Here is a 19,287-nt window from a genome sequence, read left to right as displayed (position 1 = left end):
GTTTTAGCGTGTTGCCCAACCTTGCTTGTGCAAAGCGTCCAGCATAAACGGACGCTGTTCCTTTTTCAGCGTGCGCATAATCAGGTCGCTCCAGGTATCGCGACGCGCATTGCTGTCCCGTTGCAGATAATACTCGCTTAATTGTTCGTCGTACTCTGCCAGTACCGCTTTATCCAATGGCTGATAACTGTTTTCGTGAACCAGCATGGATTGTGGCATACGCGGTTTCACCTGATGATCCTGTGCTGGCGTACCGATGCAAAAACCAAACAGCGGCATGACAAATTTTGGCAATTTCAGCAGCGTGACAACATCTTCAACCTGATTACGGATCCCGCCTATAAATACCCCGCCCAGACCGAGCGATTCTGCCGCCGTCATGGCATTTTGCGCCATCAGCGCGGTATCCACGCAACCCAGCAGCAGCTGTTCTGCAAGGCCAAGTTCAGCTTCGGGATTGATCTGCAAATTACGGTTGAAATCGGCGCAGAAAACCCAAAATTCTGCCGCACTGGCGACATATTTCTGGCCGCCGGTGTACTGCACAAGCGTTTCGCGTAACGCAGGATCGGTGACGCGAATAATAGAAGAACATTGCAGGAAACTGGAAGTCGATGCTGATTGCGCAGCGCTAATAATGGCTTCGCGTTGTTCTTCGGATACCGGCTGGTCGGTGAAGGCGCGAATTGAACGGTGAGAGCGCAAAAGGTCGATAGTCGGCGTCATTAAAAAATTCCTGAATGGTGTAAGTGAGGAGAAATCTGAGTCAATCATTCATGCTGTGAGCACCGTTTGCAAGGCTTGCGGCATCAATTGGTGCAACAATGTGTAGCAGCTAAAAACAGCAGCAGGTTCATTTGGATAGGTCAAAGGTATCGAACTGACAGGTAATTCCTGCTTTTTTTTATGGTTTGCAACAGGCATAGTAGCGACATCAAAAAGGTGATGTGGATAACAAAAATAGTCACTCCCCTTTCATTTTATCTTGCTGGTATTAACAAAGGAGTCTCCATGTTTGCAGTAATTTTCGGGCGTCCTGGCTGTCCTTATTGCGTGCGCGCTAAAGAGTTGGCTGAAAAACTGACTGAAGAACGTGATGATTTCAACTTCCGTTACATCGACATCCACGCGGAAGGCATCACTAAAGCCGACCTGGAAAAAACCGTGGGTAAACCGGTTGAAACGGTTCCACAGATTTTCCTGGATCAGAAACACATCGGCGGTTGCACTGATTTTGAAGCCTATGCCAAAGAGCATCTGGCGTTGTTCAGCAACTGACCCGCAAAAAAATAAAGACATACACACAGCAAAAAGGCGCTCAATGAGCGCCTTTTTTATGGCCTCGACATCATCACATGTCAGTGTTGCCTGAACTGCTGGTAAGCGATGAGCAGCATTTGCACCAGCATAGCGCCCAGAACACACCAGAATATCGCGCTGGTGGCATAAGCTAATTCCTGAACCAGTGGACGAACGCGTGGGTAAAAGGCCAGACGCAATAAAAAACAGACAGGAATGGAAACCAGCCCTCCGACAAGGGAGGAAAATATCGCCGAGTCGCGGGAAATCAGCGACGTCACCATGCCGGGTAGTAAAAATAATAGCAGCCCGTATTCAGGGCCCGGGGCGATACTTATAACAACAATCCAACCATTCCTTAATATAATATAAAGAATTAAGAACATCATGAAACAAATAAACGTCGCTAGTACCTTTCGCCAAATGGCCATTTTACTTCCTCCTTAAAGTTGGCGAGATTCACAGGTTCTCTGCACAAAATGCGTTCTTTATTACCTGTCAGAGCCTTCTGGCTCATTTCCCCAGCGCGTTCCGCAATCCCGCGAAACACAAAAAAAGCTTTCAGAAGATTTATACGGGCATTTCTCTGGCTGAACTGGCGTTCTGTGACTAAAATGACGCCCGAAACCCAATTTCCACTTCCCTGGTCTGTTCAGACGGTGCCAGCTAAGTAGGAATTTTCCGTTTCTGAATTTATCCTTTACATTCTCCTATATCAAGAATTTGTTGGTAAACAATAAGTTATCCTTGTGAATATAAACGTCGCTAGTTTGTTAAACGGGAATTACATCCTGTTATTATTTGTGGTTCTGGCACTCGGTTTGTGTCTGGGGAAAATTCGTCTGGGTTCCGTCCAGCTCGGAAATTCTATTGGCGTATTAGTGGTTTCGCTGCTTTTAGGTCAGCAGCATTTCAGCATCAATACCGAAGCGCTGAACCTCGGCTTTATGCTGTTTATTTTCTGTGTTGGCGTGGAAGCCGGACCGAACTTTTTTTCGATTTTCTTCCGCGACGGCAAAAATTATTTCATGCTTGCACTGGTAATGGTCGGCAGCGCCATGTTGCTGGCTCTCGGGCTCGGGCGATTGTTTGGCTGGGATATCGGCCTTACCGCCGGTATGCTCGCCGGTTCCATGACCTCGACGCCGGTTCTGGTCGGCGCCGGGGATACCCTGCGCAACACCATGGGCGGCAATAATCTTCTCGGTTCTGAGCTGGACAATCTGAGTCTCGGTTACGCCCTGACCTATCTGATCGGACTGGTCAGCCTGATTTTCGGCGCGCGTTATCTGCCGAAGCTACAACATCAGGATTTACCGACCAGCGCCCAGCAAATAGCACGCGAACGTGGCCTGGATACTGACAGCAAACGCAAAGTCTATCTTCCGGTGATCCGCGCCTATCGCGTCGGACAGGAACTGGTGGCCTGGGCGGATGGCAAAAATCTTCGCGAACTGGGCATTTATCGCCAGACCGGATGCTATATCGAACGCATCCGCCGTAATGGCATTCTGGCGACGCCGGACGGTGACGCAGTGTTGCAGGTCGGCGATGAGATCTCGCTGGTGGGTTATCCGGATGCGCATTCGCGTCTTGATCCGAGTTTCCGAAACGGTAAGGAAGTCTTCGACCGCGACCTGCTCGACATGCGCATTGTGACCGAGGAAGTGGTGGTCAAAAATAACCATGCCGTCGGTAAACGTCTGAGCCAGCTCAACCTGACCGATCAGGGTTGTTTCCTGAACCGCGTGATCCGCAGCCAGATTGAAATGCCGATCGACGACAGCATCGTTCTCAATAAAGGTGATGTCTTGCAGGTCAGCGGCGATGCGAAACGCGTCAAAAGCGTGGCGGAGCGTATCGGGTTTATCTCCGTTCACAGCCAGCTCACCGATTTGCTGGCCTTCTGCGCCTTCTTTATCGTCGGCCTGATGATTGGTCTTATCACCTTCCAGTTTAAAAACTTCAGCTTTGGTATCGGCAATGCAGCAGGCCTGCTGTTCGCCGGGATCATGCTGGGCTTCCTGCGGGCCAATCACCCTACTTTTGGTTATATCCCGCAGGGTGCGCTGAATATGGTGAAAGAGTTTGGCCTGATGGTGTTTATGGCGGGCGTCGGCCTGAGTGCCGGTGCAGGTATCAATAACGGGCTTGGCGCGGTTGGTGGTCAGATGTTGCTTTCGGGCCTGATCGTCAGCCTGGTACCGGTGGTGATCTGCTTTATCTTCGGGGCATATGTGTTACGCATGAACCGCGCATTATTGTTCGGCGCGATCATGGGCGCACGAACTTGTGCCCCTGCGATGGAAATCATCAGTGATACCGCACGTAGTAACATTCCGGCACTCGGTTATGCAGGAACCTACGCGATTGCTAACGTATTGCTGACACTCGCCGGGACATTGATTGTCATCATTTGGCCCGGGGCATGACGTAACTCATTGAACCGTAATGTGGCAAAAAAAAATCAATAATTTTTTTAAATTTTTGCCACATGGAACGAACTTTTAAAGTTACCTGTAGTCTTAATTAGTGCCACTGCTTTTCTTTGAAGTCCCCAAATTTGGAGAGCCCGTCAATCCCGCCTCGTTAGGTTCAAGATTGATGGGTTTTTTCTTTTCTGCTTCAAAATCCCTTTAAAATCAACTCAATTATCTGTGATCGATTTTTCCTGACGGATAAACGCTGCCAGTTCATCTTTTTTGTTAACCAGATAATCAGGGAAGAACTCTTTGGTCATCGGGATCACTTTCATGACTCTTTGCCGGTTCCATAAATCCTGATTATTTTCAACGCAGCGGCGGATATGATCAGGGTTGTTGAATTCCGGGGTGTTATGTTCTGTGTGAGAGATGGTAGACATTTTCTCTGAGATCCGCTCATCAGTCATAACCCACGAGAAATGCCATCCCCCATTATTCAGCGTTTTGGTTCTGTACTTCAGCCAGTTCCAGCGCAGCCAGCTCTCCCTGATGACAGATCCCCTTCGCTTCACATTTCTTAGCAAATCAGGTTGGGATAAAAAGAATTTCTTCAGCACTTTGAACTTAACCATCTTCGGCAACTTACATTTGCGCGCCGACCCGTCATTGTTTAGTACCTGAATATTAAATTTATAGTTGTAGAAATTCTGATGCAGGATGGTACAAAGATGGAAATGGCTGAACTGAGAAATGCTTTCCGGGTTTATTATTTCATCAACGTCAGAAATGATGATGATGTCATTATCCTGCGCATTTTTAAGTCCCAACATGATGGAATTGCGTGCCACAGTCTCATTTTCCCAGGGATCAGATTGTCCAGCTTCAACGACTGAGCAATTAGACTTAAAGGATTTATCATGAATGACGGGGACAGCTTCATTGATTACATAAATAATCTTGTCTTTGAATTTCTCATATTTGCTGATATCGAAATGGAGTTTCTCCCGCTTCTTACCCGTAAATGTGTATCGCGACTCAACGATGACAAACCAGTCAACATGCGGATAGAGTGTGTTAAGACGGATATCTAACAACATATCCTCGTCATAAAACAAAAAGCAATCGTAAATCATGAGCCAACATCCTGTTGGTAAATTGTAAGGAAACAGAAATAATTTGTGCGTAATGATATCAATAAATTTCCATTTCTACCCTGGTGATATCTCAGCCTGCCACAAATTATTTCTTTTGCTCCTTTAACTATCTCCCGTTCTGCTATGACTCATTCTCAATCACCCGCACCAATGTTCCATCGATATCAATCATGACGCCCATTCTCATCCCTGACTGGATTTGAGGCAGATGAACGCAGGGACGTGAATGAGGATCCTCGCCGATACCTGCGGCTTTAAAAGCAGCAAACATGGCATCGGCGTCATCGACGCGTAAACAGCAACTGAACCAGCTTGTGAGCGGATCAAGATCTGTGTGCAGGAAGAATTCCAGCGTGAGGGTTCCGCGGGTCATTATCAGCCAGCCGTCATCGACATAGGTCGTGGTGAAGCCAAAACTGCCATAGAAATCTTGTGTCGCGCTGAAATTTCGGGAAGGGAGATTAGGTGTAGCAAAATCGGTCATAGCGGCTCTCTGTCGTCGGAAGATGTCGTTAAACGTTCACGCCATCATGCCTGAGCCATCAATGTGAAGAAAGGTTGAATGTAAACGAAAATCCCCCACCTTTCGGCAGGGGATCCAGACACATGAGACGCAGGTGCCCTCACCAATAAGGGCAGCGTCGGTTTATCAGAACTGATAAACCAGACCAACAGCCACAACGTCATCGGTGTTGATGCCGGCGTCGCGGGTCAGACGGGTGTCGTCCATCAGGTTGATTTTGTAATCAACGTAAGTGAGCATGTTTTTGTTGAAGAAGTAAGACGCGCCAACATCAACATATTTGGTCAGGTTCTGGTTACTGTAACCCGGGATATTACGTGCGTGGGACTGAACATATGCGATAGACGGGCGCAGACCGAAGTCGAACTGGTATTGCGCTACCGCTTCAAAGTTCTGCGCTTTGTCCGCGTAACCGTAAGCGGTGCTGCCTGCTTTACCGAAGCGGTTTGCGTTGTAGCTCTGGGTGTACATCGCGGCCAGATAGATGTTGTTCGCATCGTATTTCAGACCACCGCTGTAAGCAGTCGCTTTGTCGCCGTTACCGATGATTGCCGGATTGTTACGGCCATTTTGCTCGGCGGTACGGTCTGAAGCCATCATGGCTGCTGCAGCGCTGAAGCCTTCGCCCAGGTCATAAGACAGGGACATGCCGTAGCCGTCGCCGTTTTGAGCCAGTACGTCACGGCCGTTGTTAGATTCGGTCGCGCTGCCGTTTTTGCCCTGATACTGAACAGCAACATCCAGGCCATCAACAACACCGAAGAAATCTTTGTTACGGTAGGTCAGCACGCCGTTAGCACGCTGGAACATGAAGTTGTCTGCACCGTAAGTATCGCCGCCGAATTCAGGCAATACGTCGGTCCATGCCGCGACGTCGTACATCACGCCATAGTTACGGCCGTAATCCAGTGAACCCCACTGGCCGAATTTCAGACCTGCAAAACCAACACGGGTAAAGTTGTTGTTATCAGCGTTTTCCGGAGAATTCAGAGCTGCCTGATATTCCCACTCACCGTAACCGGTCAGTTCGCTATTAATTTGGGTTTCACCGCGGAAACCCAAACGCATATATGACTGGTCGCCGTCAGTGCTGTCATCGCTGGAGAAATAATGTAAGCCGTCGACTTTACCGAACAGATCGAGTTTGTTGCCGTCTTTATTATAAATTTCGGCAGCGCCAGCAGTGCCGGCCATCATCAGAGCAGGAATTACCAGAGAAAGTGCGCGTAATTTCATCATCAATATCCTTGATTATTTGGAAGCTATCTACATTGCCACCCGGCAAGTTAATTCTCAGCCCACCGTGAAGTTATATTTCTTCTTTAGGGTCTGGAACTGATGGCCGTCAAAATAATCCAGGATAAGTTCCGTTGCAACCGAAAAAAATTTGAAGTTGTTTTCGTTTGGCATTGGTTTAAGTTTAAAAAATCATCAACTCATAATAATAAAACCATATAAAACATAATCTTGACTACGATTATCCCACCCAGTAATTACTATTATTTTTGCAGTGATGCCTGATGATAATAATCATTTCACTGCGGAACTATGGCATGGAAACATAATCTGGATATTGATAAGCCTAATGTAATGTTTTGTATATCTGCGGTGGCAGGGTTGCAATTTCATCCACAAAAAAGCCTCCGGGTTGGGAGGCTGATGGATCTATTTGTACACATGTTTATTACATAATACGTTCGAGATGTTGATCTTTACCGCCTAACCGCCCGTCGGTCTGATTCCATTCATTTTGGTACGCCTGATAAGCAAATACAAATGCCTGATGTCCGTCTTCAAATAACTGGTCCGGGCGTTTATGCCAGCCAGAATATGCATCGTAACGCAAAATTTCATAGCCGCCTTCTACCGGATGAAAAAGGTAAGTGTAATGTTCACAATATTCCGGCGCGTAAGGAATATCTTCTCCCGCTTCCAGTGTAATAAACAGGCCGCCCAGGCGTATTTTAATCATTGATATCCTTTTTCATCATCCACAATTTAGTCGTCTGTGTGGCCGTCACATAGGCAGTCTCAGCCATCTGATGCATCCAGCTCGTCACTATTTTGCCACAAACTACCAAAATAATGGCGACAGGTCTCCCGCCCGAGACGTTGTAATACACTTAAATCAGCAAAAACGGCCTTACGAAACTCCATTTCATTGCTCTCTTATGAAATTTTTCACTACACTATTCAGGCCAAAATGAATTGGCAGTTAAGACTATTTTTATAGGAGTCATTCTCATGACGCAAAATATTTACGATGATCAGGCCTTTTTCGATGGCTATGCCCAACTCGGACGCTCGCAGTTCGGGCTGGACGGCGCACCGGAATGGCCTTCCCTGAAAGCATTGCTGCCAGACATGAAAAACGCGCGCGTGGTCGATCTGGGTTGTGGCTACGGCTGGTTTTGCCGGGCTGCACGTGAAATGGGCGCAGATGACGTTCTCGGCCTGGATGTCTCAGAGAAAATGCTGGATAAGGCCCGTTCCATGACCCCGGATACGGTTATCCGCTATGAAAGACGCGACCTGGAGACGCTAACCTTACCCGAAGCTTCTTTCAACCTTGCCTACAGTTCCCTGACTCTGCATTACATTGACGCACTGCCCGCGATGTTCCGTACTGTTTATCAGGCGCTGGAAGCAGGGGGGCATTTCGTCTTCTCCGCCGAGCATCCGGTGTATACCGCGCCTTCAGAGCCGGGCTGGAAACTCAACGGGCAAGGTCATAAAACCTGGCCGGTGGAAGGTTATCAGCGTGAAGGCCAGCGCGTCACTGACTGGTTTGCAGAAGGCGTTATTAAGCAGCACCGGAAGCTCGGAACTTATATCAATTTGTTGATTGAAGCAGGATTCGTTATCTGTCATCTGGATGAATGGGGCCCTTCTGCTAAGCAGATTGCCGCTTATCCGGACCTTGCTGAGGAAGCCGAACGACCAATGCTGTTCCTGATGTCAGTGCGAAAACCGCGTTAATCGTTCCCCCCCTGATACCCCCTCTTTCTGAAATCTTTTCTTTCATTTATCCAGTCAGGCATCACCGCCGGGAGGCTCGTCCTCCCGCCTGCTTAAGGCTTCCTTAAGTTCTTCTGTTTACACTTCATTTCATCGCGAAACTATACCGTTGCTCAATGACTGCGGATATTCAGATGACGTCCACTTTACCTCCGTGACCACGCCAATTAACGTATCCGGCGTTTATGAAGGGTGACTGATTGATCGCAATTTTTTGAAGGCTATTTTGGCCTGTTTATTCGAGGGTAGTTTAATGGAACAGCTGAACCATCTGGTTTTTCTCTGGATTAATGCGACGCCGGCCTCGCCGGAGATGCTGATCAAGTTCGCCTCATTTCTGGCCAATGACCTGATTATCATTGTCCCCCTGCTGATTGTTGGTCTATGGCTTTGGGGACAGCGCGAGAACATTGGCCAGCAACGCGTTCTGGTCAGCAAAACAGCTATTGCCCTTCTTTTTGCGATGGCGACCGCTAAGTCGTTATCGCTGTTATTCCCTCATGCGCGCCCTTTCGTGGAAGGGTTCGGACATACCTTCATCCAGCACGCCCCTGACAGTTCATTCCCGAGCGATCATGGCACCGCCATCTTCACCTTCGCCCTGTCGTTCCTGTTCTGGCACCGCCTGTGGTCCGGCGCAATACTGATGGTGACCGCCGTGGGTATCGCCTGGTCACGCGTCTATCTGGGGGTTCACTGGCCGCTGGATATGGTCGGCGGTTTACTGGTGGGGATGCTCGGCTGCCTGTTCGCACAGCTGGTGTGGAACCTGTTCGGTGAGCAGATTAACGCGATGATGTGTAAGGTTTACCGCTTCGGATTTGCCTTCCCGATTAAGAAAGGCTGGGTACAGAACTAACAACTGAAACACCCCCCTGAATCATTCGAGTTGCTTCAAGGCGGCAAGTGTGTGAAACCCCGGAGCTTACATCAGTAAGTGACCGGGGTGAACAAACGCAGCTACCGCAGAGGCAGCCTGAGGGATGACAGGGTTTTATTTCCCAAAAATACTTGCCCACAGACCGCTGATTTTCATCATCACGAAGTCCCAGATACGACCAATAAAGCCGGTTTCCTTCACTTCCTGCAATGCGACCAGCGGACGCTGTTCAATCACTTTACCGTCCAGACTGAAATCTACCGTACCCACCACCTGATTTTTCGCCAGCGGCGCTTCAAGTTGCTTATTGGTCAGATTAAAGCTGGCTTTGAGATTCTTCAGCTGCCCTTTCGGCATCGTCAGCGACGCATTTTCCGCGACGCCCAGCGGCACCATTTTTTCCTCACCAAACCAGACGCGCTGACTGGTAAATGCATCACCGGCTTTAATCGGCGTCAGCGTTTCGTAAAAGCGGAAACCCCATGTCAGCAGGCTTTCGCTTTCGCTGAAGCGGATACGGTCGCTTGGCGCGCCCATCACCACGGCAATCAGTCTCATGCCGGTTGAATCGCTGGCCGAGGAGACTAAGTTATAACCCGCGCCTGACGTGTAGCCGGTTTTAATCCCGTCAACGTTCAGGTTTGAGCTCCACAACAGGCGGTTACGGTTGATCTGTTTGATGTGGTTGAAGGTGAATTCTTTCTCTTTGTGCAGCGCATATTCATCCGGCGTATCGCGGATTAAGGCCTGTGACAGCAGCGCCATATCGGTGGCGGAGGTGTACTGACCATCCGCATCAAGCCCGTGAACTGTTTTGAAATGCGTATTTTGCAGTTTCAATTGTTCTGCGTAACGGTTCATCAGATTGACGAATGAATCCTGGCTACCCGCGACGTAATCGGCCAGCGCGATACTGGCATCGTTACCCGACTGAATGACGATGCCTTTATTGAGTTCGGACACCGGCACGCGGTCGCCCGGTTTAAGGAACATCAGCGAGGAGCCGCGTAATACCGGATTGCCGGTTGCCCAGGCATCGTTGCCGACAGAAACCAGATCATCGGATTTGATTTTGCCAGATTTGATCGCCTGTCCGACCACATAGCTGACCATAATTTTACTCAGGCTGGCCGGGTCGAGACGGGCATCAGGGTTAGATTCGGTGATGATTTTCCCGCTGTTGTAATCCATTAACACCCAGGATTTGGCATTAATCTGAGGGGCGACGGGGCCGGTATCCGCCTGAGCGGCGGGAAGCGCCAGCAGGAGTATTCCACTGCCCAGCGCGTAAATGAAAGTCCGTTTGAATGGGGAAGAAATTGTCATAGGTATCAGCGCTTTTGTCCGGGTAACTGAAATTTATCTTATCTTTCAATCAGATTGTGCAAGTCTGTCAGGTGTAAAACCTACTGCTTTCCGCGTCGGGAATAAACCTAAATAGTGTAAAGATCTTAAGAATAGTAAAGTTTTCCGCTGCTTGCGCAGATTCACCTGGCGATAAAAACGGCAGTCAGTACTTGACCATTTCAAACATGTGCGGCAATTTGGCATACAAACACATACAAAATATCTATAACAATAAACGGCTTATTCACAACGTGACTTCAACGTGGGTGAACTGATGGCAGGGGCAGAAATGGCAGGTTTGGTCTTTAAAGCGCTGACTGGCGCACTGGTCGTGATCCTGATCGGAATACTCTCTAAAACACGTAACTATTACATTGCCGGGCTGGTGCCGTTGTTCCCGACTTTCGCTCTGATCGCCCATTATATAGTCGGCACTGAACGCAATATCGAGGCACTACGCACCACCATCATTTTCGGCCTGTGGGCCGTCATCCCCTACATGGTGTATCTGCTTTCCTTATATTTTTTCATCGGTTCGATGAAATTACCTTACGCTCTGATTGCCGCCGTCGCCTGCTGGTCGCTGGCCGCCTGGGCACTGATCAGCCTGTGGACACGTTTTCACGCCGGGTAAATCGGTTTATTAAGATTACGTGGCAATATCGTTCACAAAACACTCAAACGCCAAAATTGCGCTACGCTGAATGAAGACTGTCAGCTGAGGGAATCCGCACCATGGATCTCGCCATTTTTGAGCTCGACCATACCCTGATTTGTGATGACAGCCACAACCTGTGGCTGCACTGGCTGATTTCTCAGGGTTATGCCTCTTCGGATGAACTCTGTCATTACCGCCTGCATGCCCTGCCTGCACAAAATTCAGTCGCCGGTGCTCAGTTTTCCCCGCAATCTGCCGCCCACTACAGTGATTATCTTGCCCGTGCCTTTGTCCCGATGAGCGGTCTGAGCTGCCCGACCGTGGCGAACTGGGTTCAGCGGTTTATTCACCGCGATATCATGCCGCGTGTGTATCCGCAGGCACGTGAAAAGCTGGAGTGGCACCGGGCGCGCGGGGATGAAATCCTGATTGTCTCGGCCTCCGGCGAACATCTGGTGAAACCGGTGGCGAGACGTCTTGGCGCGCAGGCTGGTATCGGGTTAAAGGCGGGCGTCAGTAATCAGCGGTTCAGCGGTGTGGTGGAAGGCCATCTGACGTTTCATCAGGGTCGCCTCGACCGGCTGAAACTCTGGCTGGAAACCCGCAAGCCCCCTGCTTATCAGCAAATATTTGCCTACAGTCACACGTTATACGATCAGCCTTTGCTGGAATTTGCCGACGTGTCGACGGTGATTAATCCCGGCGAGGCGCTGCAAAATATCGCGGCCGAAAAGGGCTGGCTTTCTCAGCACTGGTCGCGTTATCCACATCTGCAACAGGCCACCTGCTGAAGAAAGATGTTTTTACCTACAGACCAAAATCACGGATAAACGCTTCGCTTTCCCGCGCTATCTCACCGCGAACAAACTCGATGAATTGCGTCAGCGCAGCGGAACGCCGTTTTCCAGCCGGTGACTGCAACTGCAACGTCCGCTGATTCAGCTGTTCAATGTTCACCGGTTTGACGCGCAGATTGTCGCGGCGCGCTTTATACATAATGGAAAAATGGCTGCATGCCGCAATTGCGCCGGGCGTATGCACCATAAAATCGTACAACACAGAGAAACGGTTACAGCTCACCGCCGGTTCGAGAAAAACGCCGCTCATCCGGCATGACAAATCAAACAGCTGACGGATGGTGCTGCCCTGCTCGTTCATCGCCAGCGGATACGGATGTAAATCAGTCAGTTGCACATGGCTTCCAGCCAGCGGATGATCCGGCCGCATGACCATCCTCACCGGTGCGGGAAAAGAGGCCATGATATCCACGCCGCGCTCGGCCACCAGGCTGAACTGCAAGGCGAAATCCACTTCCCCCTTATGGATCATTTCCGACACTTCCACCGCCGTACCGACATTGAGGTAAAACATCACGCCGGGATGATCGTGTCTGAACTGTGAAAACAACTGCGGCAGCAGATCAAACGCCAGCCCGTCGGTACAGGCCATGCGGATCACCGTGCGGCGTACCGCATTCAGCCCCTGAATTTCCGCTATTGCATGTTCCATATCCATCATGCTTTTACGCACGTGGTTTTCGAGGATCTGCCCGGCATCGTTAAGCACCATCCCGCGGGCATGACGTTCAAACAGCGGCGCACCGATGCGCTCTTCAAGCCGCTGGATCTGGCGGCTGATGGCAGATACGGCGACAAATAATTGCTTACTCGCCCCGCTCAGTGACCCCGTATTCGCTACCGCCAGAAAATAGCGGATCTCCGAACTTTGCATGACTTTATTGCCTCATAACTGTGCAGATGAGCATTACAATAAAAGCAACGCTAAGTTGCAATTATTATTATTGTGGCAACGCTTGCGCAGCGCTTAGAGTGAAACTGCTAAAAAAACCAACAATAAATCCTCAAAACAATTACAAGCAGGTTTCATATGACAGCGGAAAATATCGTTGAACAGGCGCTGGCCTGGTTCGATCAGGGTGAATATAAACGAACTCTGGCACGCAGGGTCGCTATTGCGACTGAAAGCCAGAGTAATCAGCGCGACGCAGAACTGGCGCGCTATCTCGATGAAGAGATTAAACCGGCACTTTCCGCGATGGGTTTCAGCCTGCTCAGCGTGGAAAATCCTCATGCCTCACACCGTCCTTTTCTGATTGCCACGCGCATTGAAGACAGCAACCTGCCAACCGTACTGAGTTACGGCCATGGTGATGTGGTATTTGGCGACGATGAAAACTGGCGGCAGGATTTATCGCCCTGGGAGCTTAAAGAGGAAGGTGACCGCTGGTACGGACGCGGCAGCGCCGACAATAAAGGCCAGCACAGCGTCAACATCGCCGCGCTGGAGCAGATTTTCAAAGCCCGCGGCGGCCGCCTGGGATTCAACTGCAAACTGCTGTTTGAAATGGGCGAAGAAATCAGCTCTCCGGGACTGGCTGAACTTTGCCGTGATTATCGTGAACAACTGAGCGCCGATATTTTTCTGGCCTCGGACGGTCCGCGTCTGAGCGCAGAACGCCCGACATTATTCCTCGGCTCACGGGGCGCGGTGAATTTCCGTCTGACGATTAACGCACGCGACAATGCCTATCACTCCGGAAACTGGGGCGGTCTGCTCACTAATCCGGGTACGCAGCTGGCGAATGCGCTGGCATCGCTGGTGAATCAGCACGGTCAGCTGCAGGTTGCGGCACTGAAACCACCGGCGGTCAGCGAGGCTATCCGTGAGATCCTCAGTGATGTCGATGTGGGTGGTGGTGCCAGCGATCCGCAAATTGACCCGAACTGGGGCGAAGCGGGTCTGACGCCAACCGAGCGTTTGTACGCGTGGAATACGCTGGAAGTGCTGTCGTTCCTGACCGGTAATCCGCAGCGCCCGATGAACGCTATTCCGGGCAATGCTACAGCAGTTTGTCAGCTGCGGTTTGTGGTCGGTACCGACTGGCAGAATCTGGCAGAGCACGTGCGCGCACATCTGGATGCTCACGGTTTCCCGCAGGTCGATGTGGAATTTGTACGCGGCTCACCGGCGACACGATTTGATCCGACCGACCCGCTGGTCGGCTGGGCGCTGGATATCATGCAGCTGACAACCGGCAAAAAACCGGCACTGCTGCCAAATCTGGGCGGTTCGCTGCCTAATGATGTCTTTGCCGACATTCTCGGTTTGCCGACGCTTTGGGTTCCGCACTCTTATCCGGCCTGCGGCCAGCATGGCGTTAACGAACATATGCTGATTTCCGTGGCCCGCGAGGGGCTGGCTATCATGACTCATCTTTTGTGGGATCTCGGTGAGCGCGGTCCCCGCCTGCTGGAACAGCATCTTGCCCACGCCGGAGGTGCAAAATGAGCCAGTTAAGCGCCACATCTCAACACGCAGGCTCAACGGCAGAAAAGCCCAGCCTGATGAAAACTTTGTTCGCGACCTGTATCGGTAACGCACTGGAATGGTTTGATATCGCTATTTACGGCTTTTTCGCCAGCTATATCGCCCATGCGTATTTCCCGACGTCAGACCCAACTGTTTCCCTGCTGCTGGCATTTGGCAGTTTCGGCGTTTCATTTTTGATCCGCCCTCTGGGTGCCATTGTTCTGGGCGCTTACGCCGATAAACACGGTCGCAAAGCCTCGTTGCTGATGTCCATCAGCCTGATGATGATCGGCGGGCTGATTATCGTTATCACACCTTCTTACGCCACTATCGGCATGGCAGCACCGCTGCTGATACTGGCCGCCAGGCTGATTCAGGGATTTTCCGCAGGCGGGGAATTCGGCAGTTCGACGGCGTTTCTGGTCGAACATTTTCCGGAGCGTAAAGCGTTTATCGCCAGCTGGCAGTTCGCCACGCAGGGTGCCAGCACGCTGCTGGCCTCGGCTTTCGGGCTGGGGTTATCCGCCGTCCTGAGCGAAACGCAGTTACAGGACTGGGGATGGCGTATTCCGTTTATTTTCGGTCTGCTGATCGGCCCGGTCGGGCTGTATATCCGCCGCCATATCAAAGAATCGGAAAGCTTCAGTAAAGCCGAAAAGACGGCCTCTCCGCTGAAAGAAATCGTCCGTTCACAGAAAGGTCTGTTCTTTACAGCCATCGGCCTGATGGTGGTGTCTACCGCCATCAACTACATGCTGAACTATGTTCCAACATACGCGACCAAAACGCTGCATCTGCCTGCTTCCGCCGGATTCAGCGCCACGCTGGCCGCCGGGATCATCCTGACCGTAGTCACGCCGTTTATGGGGCTGTGGGCAGAGAAAATTGGTCGTCTGCCGCTGATGTGGGGCTCATTGATTCTGTTGCTGCTGACCATTTATCCGGCGTTCTGGCTGATGCTGCAATACACGTCGGCGATGTCATTGCTGCTGCTTATTAGCTGGCTGGCACTGCTGAAATCGGTGTATTTCTCTACCGTGCCTTCGATGATGGCGGATTTGTTCCCGATAACCACCCGCGCCAGCGGCATGGCGATCAGCTACAACGTTGCGGTGACTGTTTTCGGTGGTTTTGCACCGTTCATCTGTACGCTGCTGATCTCCGCCACCGGCAGCAGTCTGGCGCCGGGGTACTATCTGATGGTTGTCGCCCTGCTCAGCGTCTGGTCACTGTTTAAAGCACAAAAAACTCAGCGCTGATTTCGCCTCAGCAGCACTCAGCGGCGGGAGATCCTGTTGCTGAGTGTTACTTTTTTCACGTCGCTTAATCACTGACCGTGGCCTATAGTCTTAGCCAGAAAGGTGTACACCTTCTGTTTTCCCCTATTAAAAACAAGGAGTTCCGGATGCTCACCCTATGGGGCCGCGAAAATTCAAGCAATGTCAAAAAAGTACTGTGGCTGCTCGATGAACTGAATGTGACCTTTCAGCACATCAATGCCGGCGGCGTGTATGGCAAAAACAATGAACCGCTTTATCTGTCGCTTAACCCGAACGGGCTGGTGCCTTGTCTGCAGGACGACGATTTCGTGTTGTGGGAATCCAATGCCATTCTGCGCTATCTGGCAGAACGTTCCGGCGAAGAAGCCTTCTGGCCGGACAATCTGCAACAACGGGCAGCGGCGGATAAATGGCTGGACTGGTGCAGTAACTCGCTGACCGTACCGTTTCGTCAGGTGTTCCTGACGCTGGTGCGCACGCCGGAAGCAGAACGCGATATGTCGGTGGTCGCGGCGGGGATGGCGGCATTTGAAAAATACTGGGCGATTGCCGACGCCGTGCTGGCGAAGCAAAAATGGTTCTCCGGTGAGCAGTTCGGCATCGGGGATATTCCGGTTGCCTGCTACGCCGATACCTGGTTCCGCCTGGATATTGAACGTCAGGCGCATCCGAATCTGGAACGCTGGTATCAGCAACTTCAGCAGCGTCCGGCTTTCTGTAAGCGCGTGATGTTGCCCCTGAGCTGACCGGTCTTCGCGTCGGTTAATCCTGGCTTCGATTTAACCTTCAACAGGCGGTCATTTCTCACCGCCTTTTCCTTTAAATAACTTCAGTTTTGTGGCGCAACTTTCAGCAACTTACCGTCGCTCTCATCCGTCAGCACATACACAAACCCGTCGCTGCCGATCTGCACCTCACGGATACGCTCTTTACGATCGCTGAGCAGCCGTTCCTCATGGGTGACTTTATCGCCGTCAAGCGTCAGGCGGATCAGTGATTCACCCGCCAGCGCCCCGACGAAAAGCGAGTTTTTCCACTGCGGGAATGTCTGCGCGTTATAGAACGCCATTCCGCTCAGCGCAGGCGACACCTCCCAGTAGTAAATCGGATCTTCCGCGCCCGCCAGCGTCGTCCCTTTCGCTTCAGGGATCGGCTGACCGGAATAGTTAATCCCAAACGTCGCCAGCGGCCAGCCGTAGTTTTTCCCCGGCTGCGGTAAATTCACTTCATCGCCACCGCGCGGCCCGTGTTCGGTTTCCCACAGCGCTCCGCTCCACGGATTGATGGCCAGCCCCTGCGGATTGCGGTTGCCGTACGTCCAGATTTCAGGCTTCGCATTCTTGTCGTGCACAAACGGATTGCCCTGCGGAATGCCGCCTTCCGGCGTGAGGCGCAAAATCTTGCCCTGTAGCTGATTCAGATGCTGGGCATTAATGCGCTGATTGTTATCGCCGGTGGACAGATAAATATTGCCCTTATCATCAAACGCCATGCGACCGCCAAGATTGATACCGCTTTGCAGGGCCGGTTGCTGAATGAAGATCACTTTAAAATTACTCAGCGTTTTATTATCCGCCGACAATGTGCCGTAGCCGAGCGCAGCATGAGGTTCGCCCTTTTCACCCGGCTGCGAGAAAGTCAGATACACCCGACGATTGCTGGCAAAATCCGGCGATAAACGCACATCCCACAAACCGGCCTGTCCGCTGCCCCAGACGCGTGGCACGCCCTTCAGCGGCGAAGAAAGCCCGCCGTCCGGCTTCCATAAACGAAGCTGTCCGCTACGTTCGGTGATCAGCGCCCCCTGATTATCCGGCAAAAAAGCCAGCGACCAGGGATGATCTAAGCCATTCGCCAGTTCCTTCACTTGTGCGCCCGCTGCGGGTGGCGGAATCGGTGACTTCGTCGCGGCACCGGCGTGAGCGGATATCAGGACAAGGGTAAAAACAGGCAATAATGTGTCGCGGAAAGAAAAGGACATAAGGCTTCTCCCGGAGGCATTGTTAAGAATGAAATTCAGAGGTGAAGTTTCAGTTTAGGCCATGTGACTGATTTTGCTGTGCGACGGTTCGTTCCCTATAACCAACAGGAATAACGCCTGGCCGAAATATAATAACAACAAGGCATTCCCTCTTTCTTAACATACCGGTAAACTGCCCCGACAGAATAGACGTCTGGACAGACAGACTTCTGTACATCCTCAGTTAAAAATGACACCAGAAAAACCGCGTCCGACGGACCTCTTTAATAATAAGAGCAATATAATGAGAACAGTATAATGAGAAAAATATCCGCATCCCTTCTGGCATTGAGCCTGTTTTCAGCTGTACCCGCCTTCGCTGCCGGTGAAACGCCTGCGCCCGTTCCGGCGACCATTGCCCAGCACAACGGCCCTGTCCGCATCGCGGTTATCCGTAATCTCGGCTCCGACGACAACACCACCCAGTTTCTGGCCGGTGCCATCAAACAAGGCCGTGCGCTTGGGTTTAAAGTCGATACCTTCCTGAGCAACGGCGATGACGCCAAATTCCAGGATTTCGTCAATCAGGCCATTAGCCAGAAATACGACGGCATCATCCTTTCGCAAGGTCGCGGACCTTACTCTGAAGCGCTGGTGAAACGCATCGCCGCTGCCGGTATTGCGGTGTCTGCCTTTGATACCGAAGTGCCGGAGAATATTCCAGGCGTCACGGTGACTCGTCAGGACGATGCTTCGCTGGCAAAAGCGTCTGTGGGTCAGCTGGTGAAAGATTTCAACGGTAAAGCCAATATCGTCAAATTGTGGGTAGCCGGTTTCCCGCCAATGGAACGTCGCCAGAAAACTTACGAAGCCATTCTGAAAGAGAATCCGGGTATTCATCAGCTGGAGTCTATCGGCGCGGTGTCATCTGACGTTCAGGGCGATACGGCGAACAAAGTCGGCGCGATACTGGCGAAATACCCAAAAGGTCAGATTGATGCGATCTGGGGTGCATGGGATGCCTTCAGCCAGGGCGCATATAAGGCCCTGAAAGAGAATGGCCGTACTGAAATCAAACTCTACAGCATCGACGTGTCAAATCAGGATCTTCAGCTGATGCGCGAAAAAGGCAGCCCATGGCAGATGACCGCCGCTGTCGATACTCAGCTGATCGGCGCCGTGAACCTGCGTATCGTGGCCCTGAAAATTGCCGGTGAGAAAACGCCTGCCACTTACGAATTCCCGGCACAAACCATTCCTCAATCCCTGCTGCTCAGCCAGCCGGAGGGCATCAACGTGACCGGCCTGAGTAAAATCATTCCGGGCTGGGGAAAATCTGAAGATTTCACTGCGCCGTGGTTTGCGACGCTGGAAGCAAAATACAAAAAGTAACCGCCTCAGACCTCCCGGAAACG

19 protein-coding genes are annotated in these 19,287 nt (G+C 51.3%); 10 read left to right on the top strand and 9 right to left on the bottom strand.

Translation table 11 applies throughout. The features are described from left to right. Positions 1-3: 3 nt before the first annotated feature. Complete coding sequence (nfsA, locus tag ACM615_RS01455) at positions 4-726, bottom strand: oxygen-insensitive NADPH nitroreductase (protein WP_132966023.1); 723 nt, start codon at positions 724-726, stop codon at positions 4-6. A 285-nt stretch (positions 727-1,011) separates the two neighbouring features. Between nfsA and ACM615_RS01450 the strand changes: the two genes are divergently transcribed. Further along, a complete protein-coding gene (locus ACM615_RS01450) occupies positions 1,012-1,278 on the top strand; it encodes a GrxA family glutaredoxin (RefSeq protein ID WP_013575818.1) in 267 nt (88 codons plus the stop codon). A gap of 80 nt (positions 1,279-1,358) precedes the next feature. Here ACM615_RS01450 and ybjM read toward each other — a convergent pair whose 3' ends face one another. Continuing rightward, entirely contained in the window at positions 1,359-1,730 is a 372-nt protein-coding gene (gene ybjM, locus ACM615_RS01445; RefSeq protein WP_129639874.1) for an inner membrane protein YbjM, read from the bottom strand. Between the two features lie 318 nt (positions 1,731-2,048). On the opposite strand from ybjM, the gene ACM615_RS01440 reads away from it, so the two are divergent. Then, a complete protein-coding gene (locus ACM615_RS01440; RefSeq protein WP_112289380.1) occupies positions 2,049-3,731 on the top strand; it encodes an aspartate:alanine antiporter in 1,683 nt (560 codons plus the stop codon). Between the two features lie 215 nt (positions 3,732-3,946). Here ACM615_RS01440 and ACM615_RS01435 read toward each other — a convergent pair whose 3' ends face one another. The 4 genes from ACM615_RS01435 to ACM615_RS01420 all read right to left on the bottom strand — a co-directional run bounded on the left by ACM615_RS01435 (position 3,947) and on the right by ACM615_RS01420 (position 7,371). Further along, positions 3,947-4,855 (bottom strand): benzoate transporter, encoded by a 909-nt coding sequence (locus ACM615_RS01435; protein ID WP_129639873.1) that lies wholly within the window; start codon positions 4,853-4,855, stop codon positions 3,947-3,949. A gap of 142 nt (positions 4,856-4,997) precedes the next feature. Further along, positions 4,998-5,360 (bottom strand): bleomycin resistance protein, encoded by a 363-nt coding sequence (locus ACM615_RS01430; RefSeq protein ID WP_431011317.1) that lies wholly within the window; start codon positions 5,358-5,360, stop codon positions 4,998-5,000. A 165-nt stretch (positions 5,361-5,525) separates the two neighbouring features. After that, positions 5,526-6,635 (bottom strand): porin OmpC, encoded by a 1,110-nt coding sequence (ompC, locus tag ACM615_RS01425; protein WP_112289383.1) that lies wholly within the window; start codon positions 6,633-6,635, stop codon positions 5,526-5,528. Positions 6,636-7,083: 448 nt separating this feature from the next. Further along, entirely contained in the window at positions 7,084-7,371 is a 288-nt protein-coding gene (locus tag ACM615_RS01420; protein WP_112289384.1) for a hypothetical protein, read from the bottom strand. Positions 7,372-7,643: 272 nt separating this feature from the next. Here ACM615_RS01420 and ACM615_RS01415 point away from each other — a divergent pair, with 272 nt between their 5' ends. Further along, entirely contained in the window at positions 7,644-8,378 is a 735-nt protein-coding gene (locus ACM615_RS01415; protein ID WP_159281080.1) for a class I SAM-dependent DNA methyltransferase, read from the top strand. 292 nt (positions 8,379-8,670) lie between these two features. Next, entirely contained in the window at positions 8,671-9,276 is a 606-nt protein-coding gene (gene ybjG, locus ACM615_RS01410) for an undecaprenyl-diphosphate phosphatase (RefSeq protein WP_129639871.1), read from the top strand. A 135-nt stretch (positions 9,277-9,411) separates the two neighbouring features. On the opposite strand, the gene ACM615_RS01405 is transcribed toward ybjG, so the two are convergent. Beyond that, positions 9,412-10,623 carry a serine hydrolase gene (locus tag ACM615_RS01405; protein ID WP_112289387.1) on the bottom strand — a complete coding sequence of 404 codons (1,212 nt, stop codon included), beginning with the start codon at positions 10,621-10,623 and terminating at the stop codon, positions 9,412-9,414. A 310-nt stretch (positions 10,624-10,933) separates the two neighbouring features. Here ACM615_RS01405 and ACM615_RS01400 point away from each other — a divergent pair, with 310 nt between their 5' ends. Together ACM615_RS01400 and ACM615_RS01395 are read left to right on the top strand one after the other, a co-directional pair. Beyond that, positions 10,934-11,278, top strand: coding sequence for a GlpM family protein (locus tag ACM615_RS01400; RefSeq protein WP_132966014.1), 345 nt, complete (start codon positions 10,934-10,936; stop codon positions 11,276-11,278). Positions 11,279-11,379: 101 nt separating this feature from the next. Continuing rightward, on the top strand, positions 11,380-12,093 hold the full coding sequence (locus tag ACM615_RS01395) for an HAD family hydrolase (RefSeq protein ID WP_431011316.1): 714 nt from the start codon (positions 11,380-11,382) through the stop codon (positions 12,091-12,093). 16 nt (positions 12,094-12,109) lie between these two features. Here ACM615_RS01395 and ACM615_RS01390 read toward each other — a convergent pair whose 3' ends face one another. After that, positions 12,110-13,033: a LysR family transcriptional regulator gene (locus tag ACM615_RS01390; protein WP_129639868.1), complete on the bottom strand. Its 924-nt coding sequence runs from the start codon at positions 13,031-13,033 to the stop codon at positions 12,110-12,112. 156 nt (positions 13,034-13,189) lie between these two features. On the opposite strand from ACM615_RS01390, the gene ACM615_RS01385 reads away from it, so the two are divergent. The 3 genes from ACM615_RS01385 (at position 13,190) to ACM615_RS01375 (ending at position 16,658) form a co-directional block, all read left to right on the top strand. Continuing rightward, the gene (locus ACM615_RS01385; protein ID WP_431011315.1) at positions 13,190-14,611 is read left to right on the top strand and encodes a M20 family metallopeptidase; all 1,422 of its coding nucleotides are present in this window, start codon (positions 13,190-13,192) and stop codon (positions 14,609-14,611) included. Then, the gene (locus ACM615_RS01380) at positions 14,608-15,891 is read left to right on the top strand and encodes an MFS transporter (RefSeq protein ID WP_120163057.1); all 1,284 of its coding nucleotides are present in this window, start codon (positions 14,608-14,610) and stop codon (positions 15,889-15,891) included. Before ACM615_RS01385 ends, ACM615_RS01380 begins: the two co-directional genes overlap by 4 nt. Positions 15,892-16,037: 146 nt before the next feature. Beyond that, entirely contained in the window at positions 16,038-16,658 is a 621-nt protein-coding gene (locus ACM615_RS01375; protein ID WP_129639866.1) for a glutathione S-transferase family protein, read from the top strand. An 83-nt stretch (positions 16,659-16,741) separates the two neighbouring features. On the opposite strand, the gene ACM615_RS01370 is transcribed toward ACM615_RS01375, so the two are convergent. After that, on the bottom strand, positions 16,742-17,893 hold the full coding sequence (locus ACM615_RS01370) for a PQQ-dependent sugar dehydrogenase (RefSeq protein WP_431011314.1): 1,152 nt from the start codon (positions 17,891-17,893) through the stop codon (positions 16,742-16,744). Positions 17,894-18,190: 297 nt separating this feature from the next. Between ACM615_RS01370 and ACM615_RS01365 the strand changes: the two genes are divergently transcribed. Beyond that, positions 18,191-19,264 carry a sugar ABC transporter substrate-binding protein gene (locus ACM615_RS01365; RefSeq protein WP_132966004.1) on the top strand — a complete coding sequence of 358 codons (1,074 nt, stop codon included), beginning with the start codon at positions 18,191-18,193 and terminating at the stop codon, positions 19,262-19,264. Positions 19,265-19,287: the final 23 nt, after the last annotated feature.

The sequence above is a fragment of the Rahnella sp. PAMC25617 genome (genome assembly GCF_050606005.1).
GTDB classification, from domain to species: Bacteria; Pseudomonadota; Gammaproteobacteria; order Enterobacterales; family Enterobacteriaceae; genus Rahnella; species Rahnella variigena.
The sequence above is the reverse complement of the archived record's forward strand: the minus strand, read 5'-3'. Positions and strand labels throughout refer to the sequence as shown.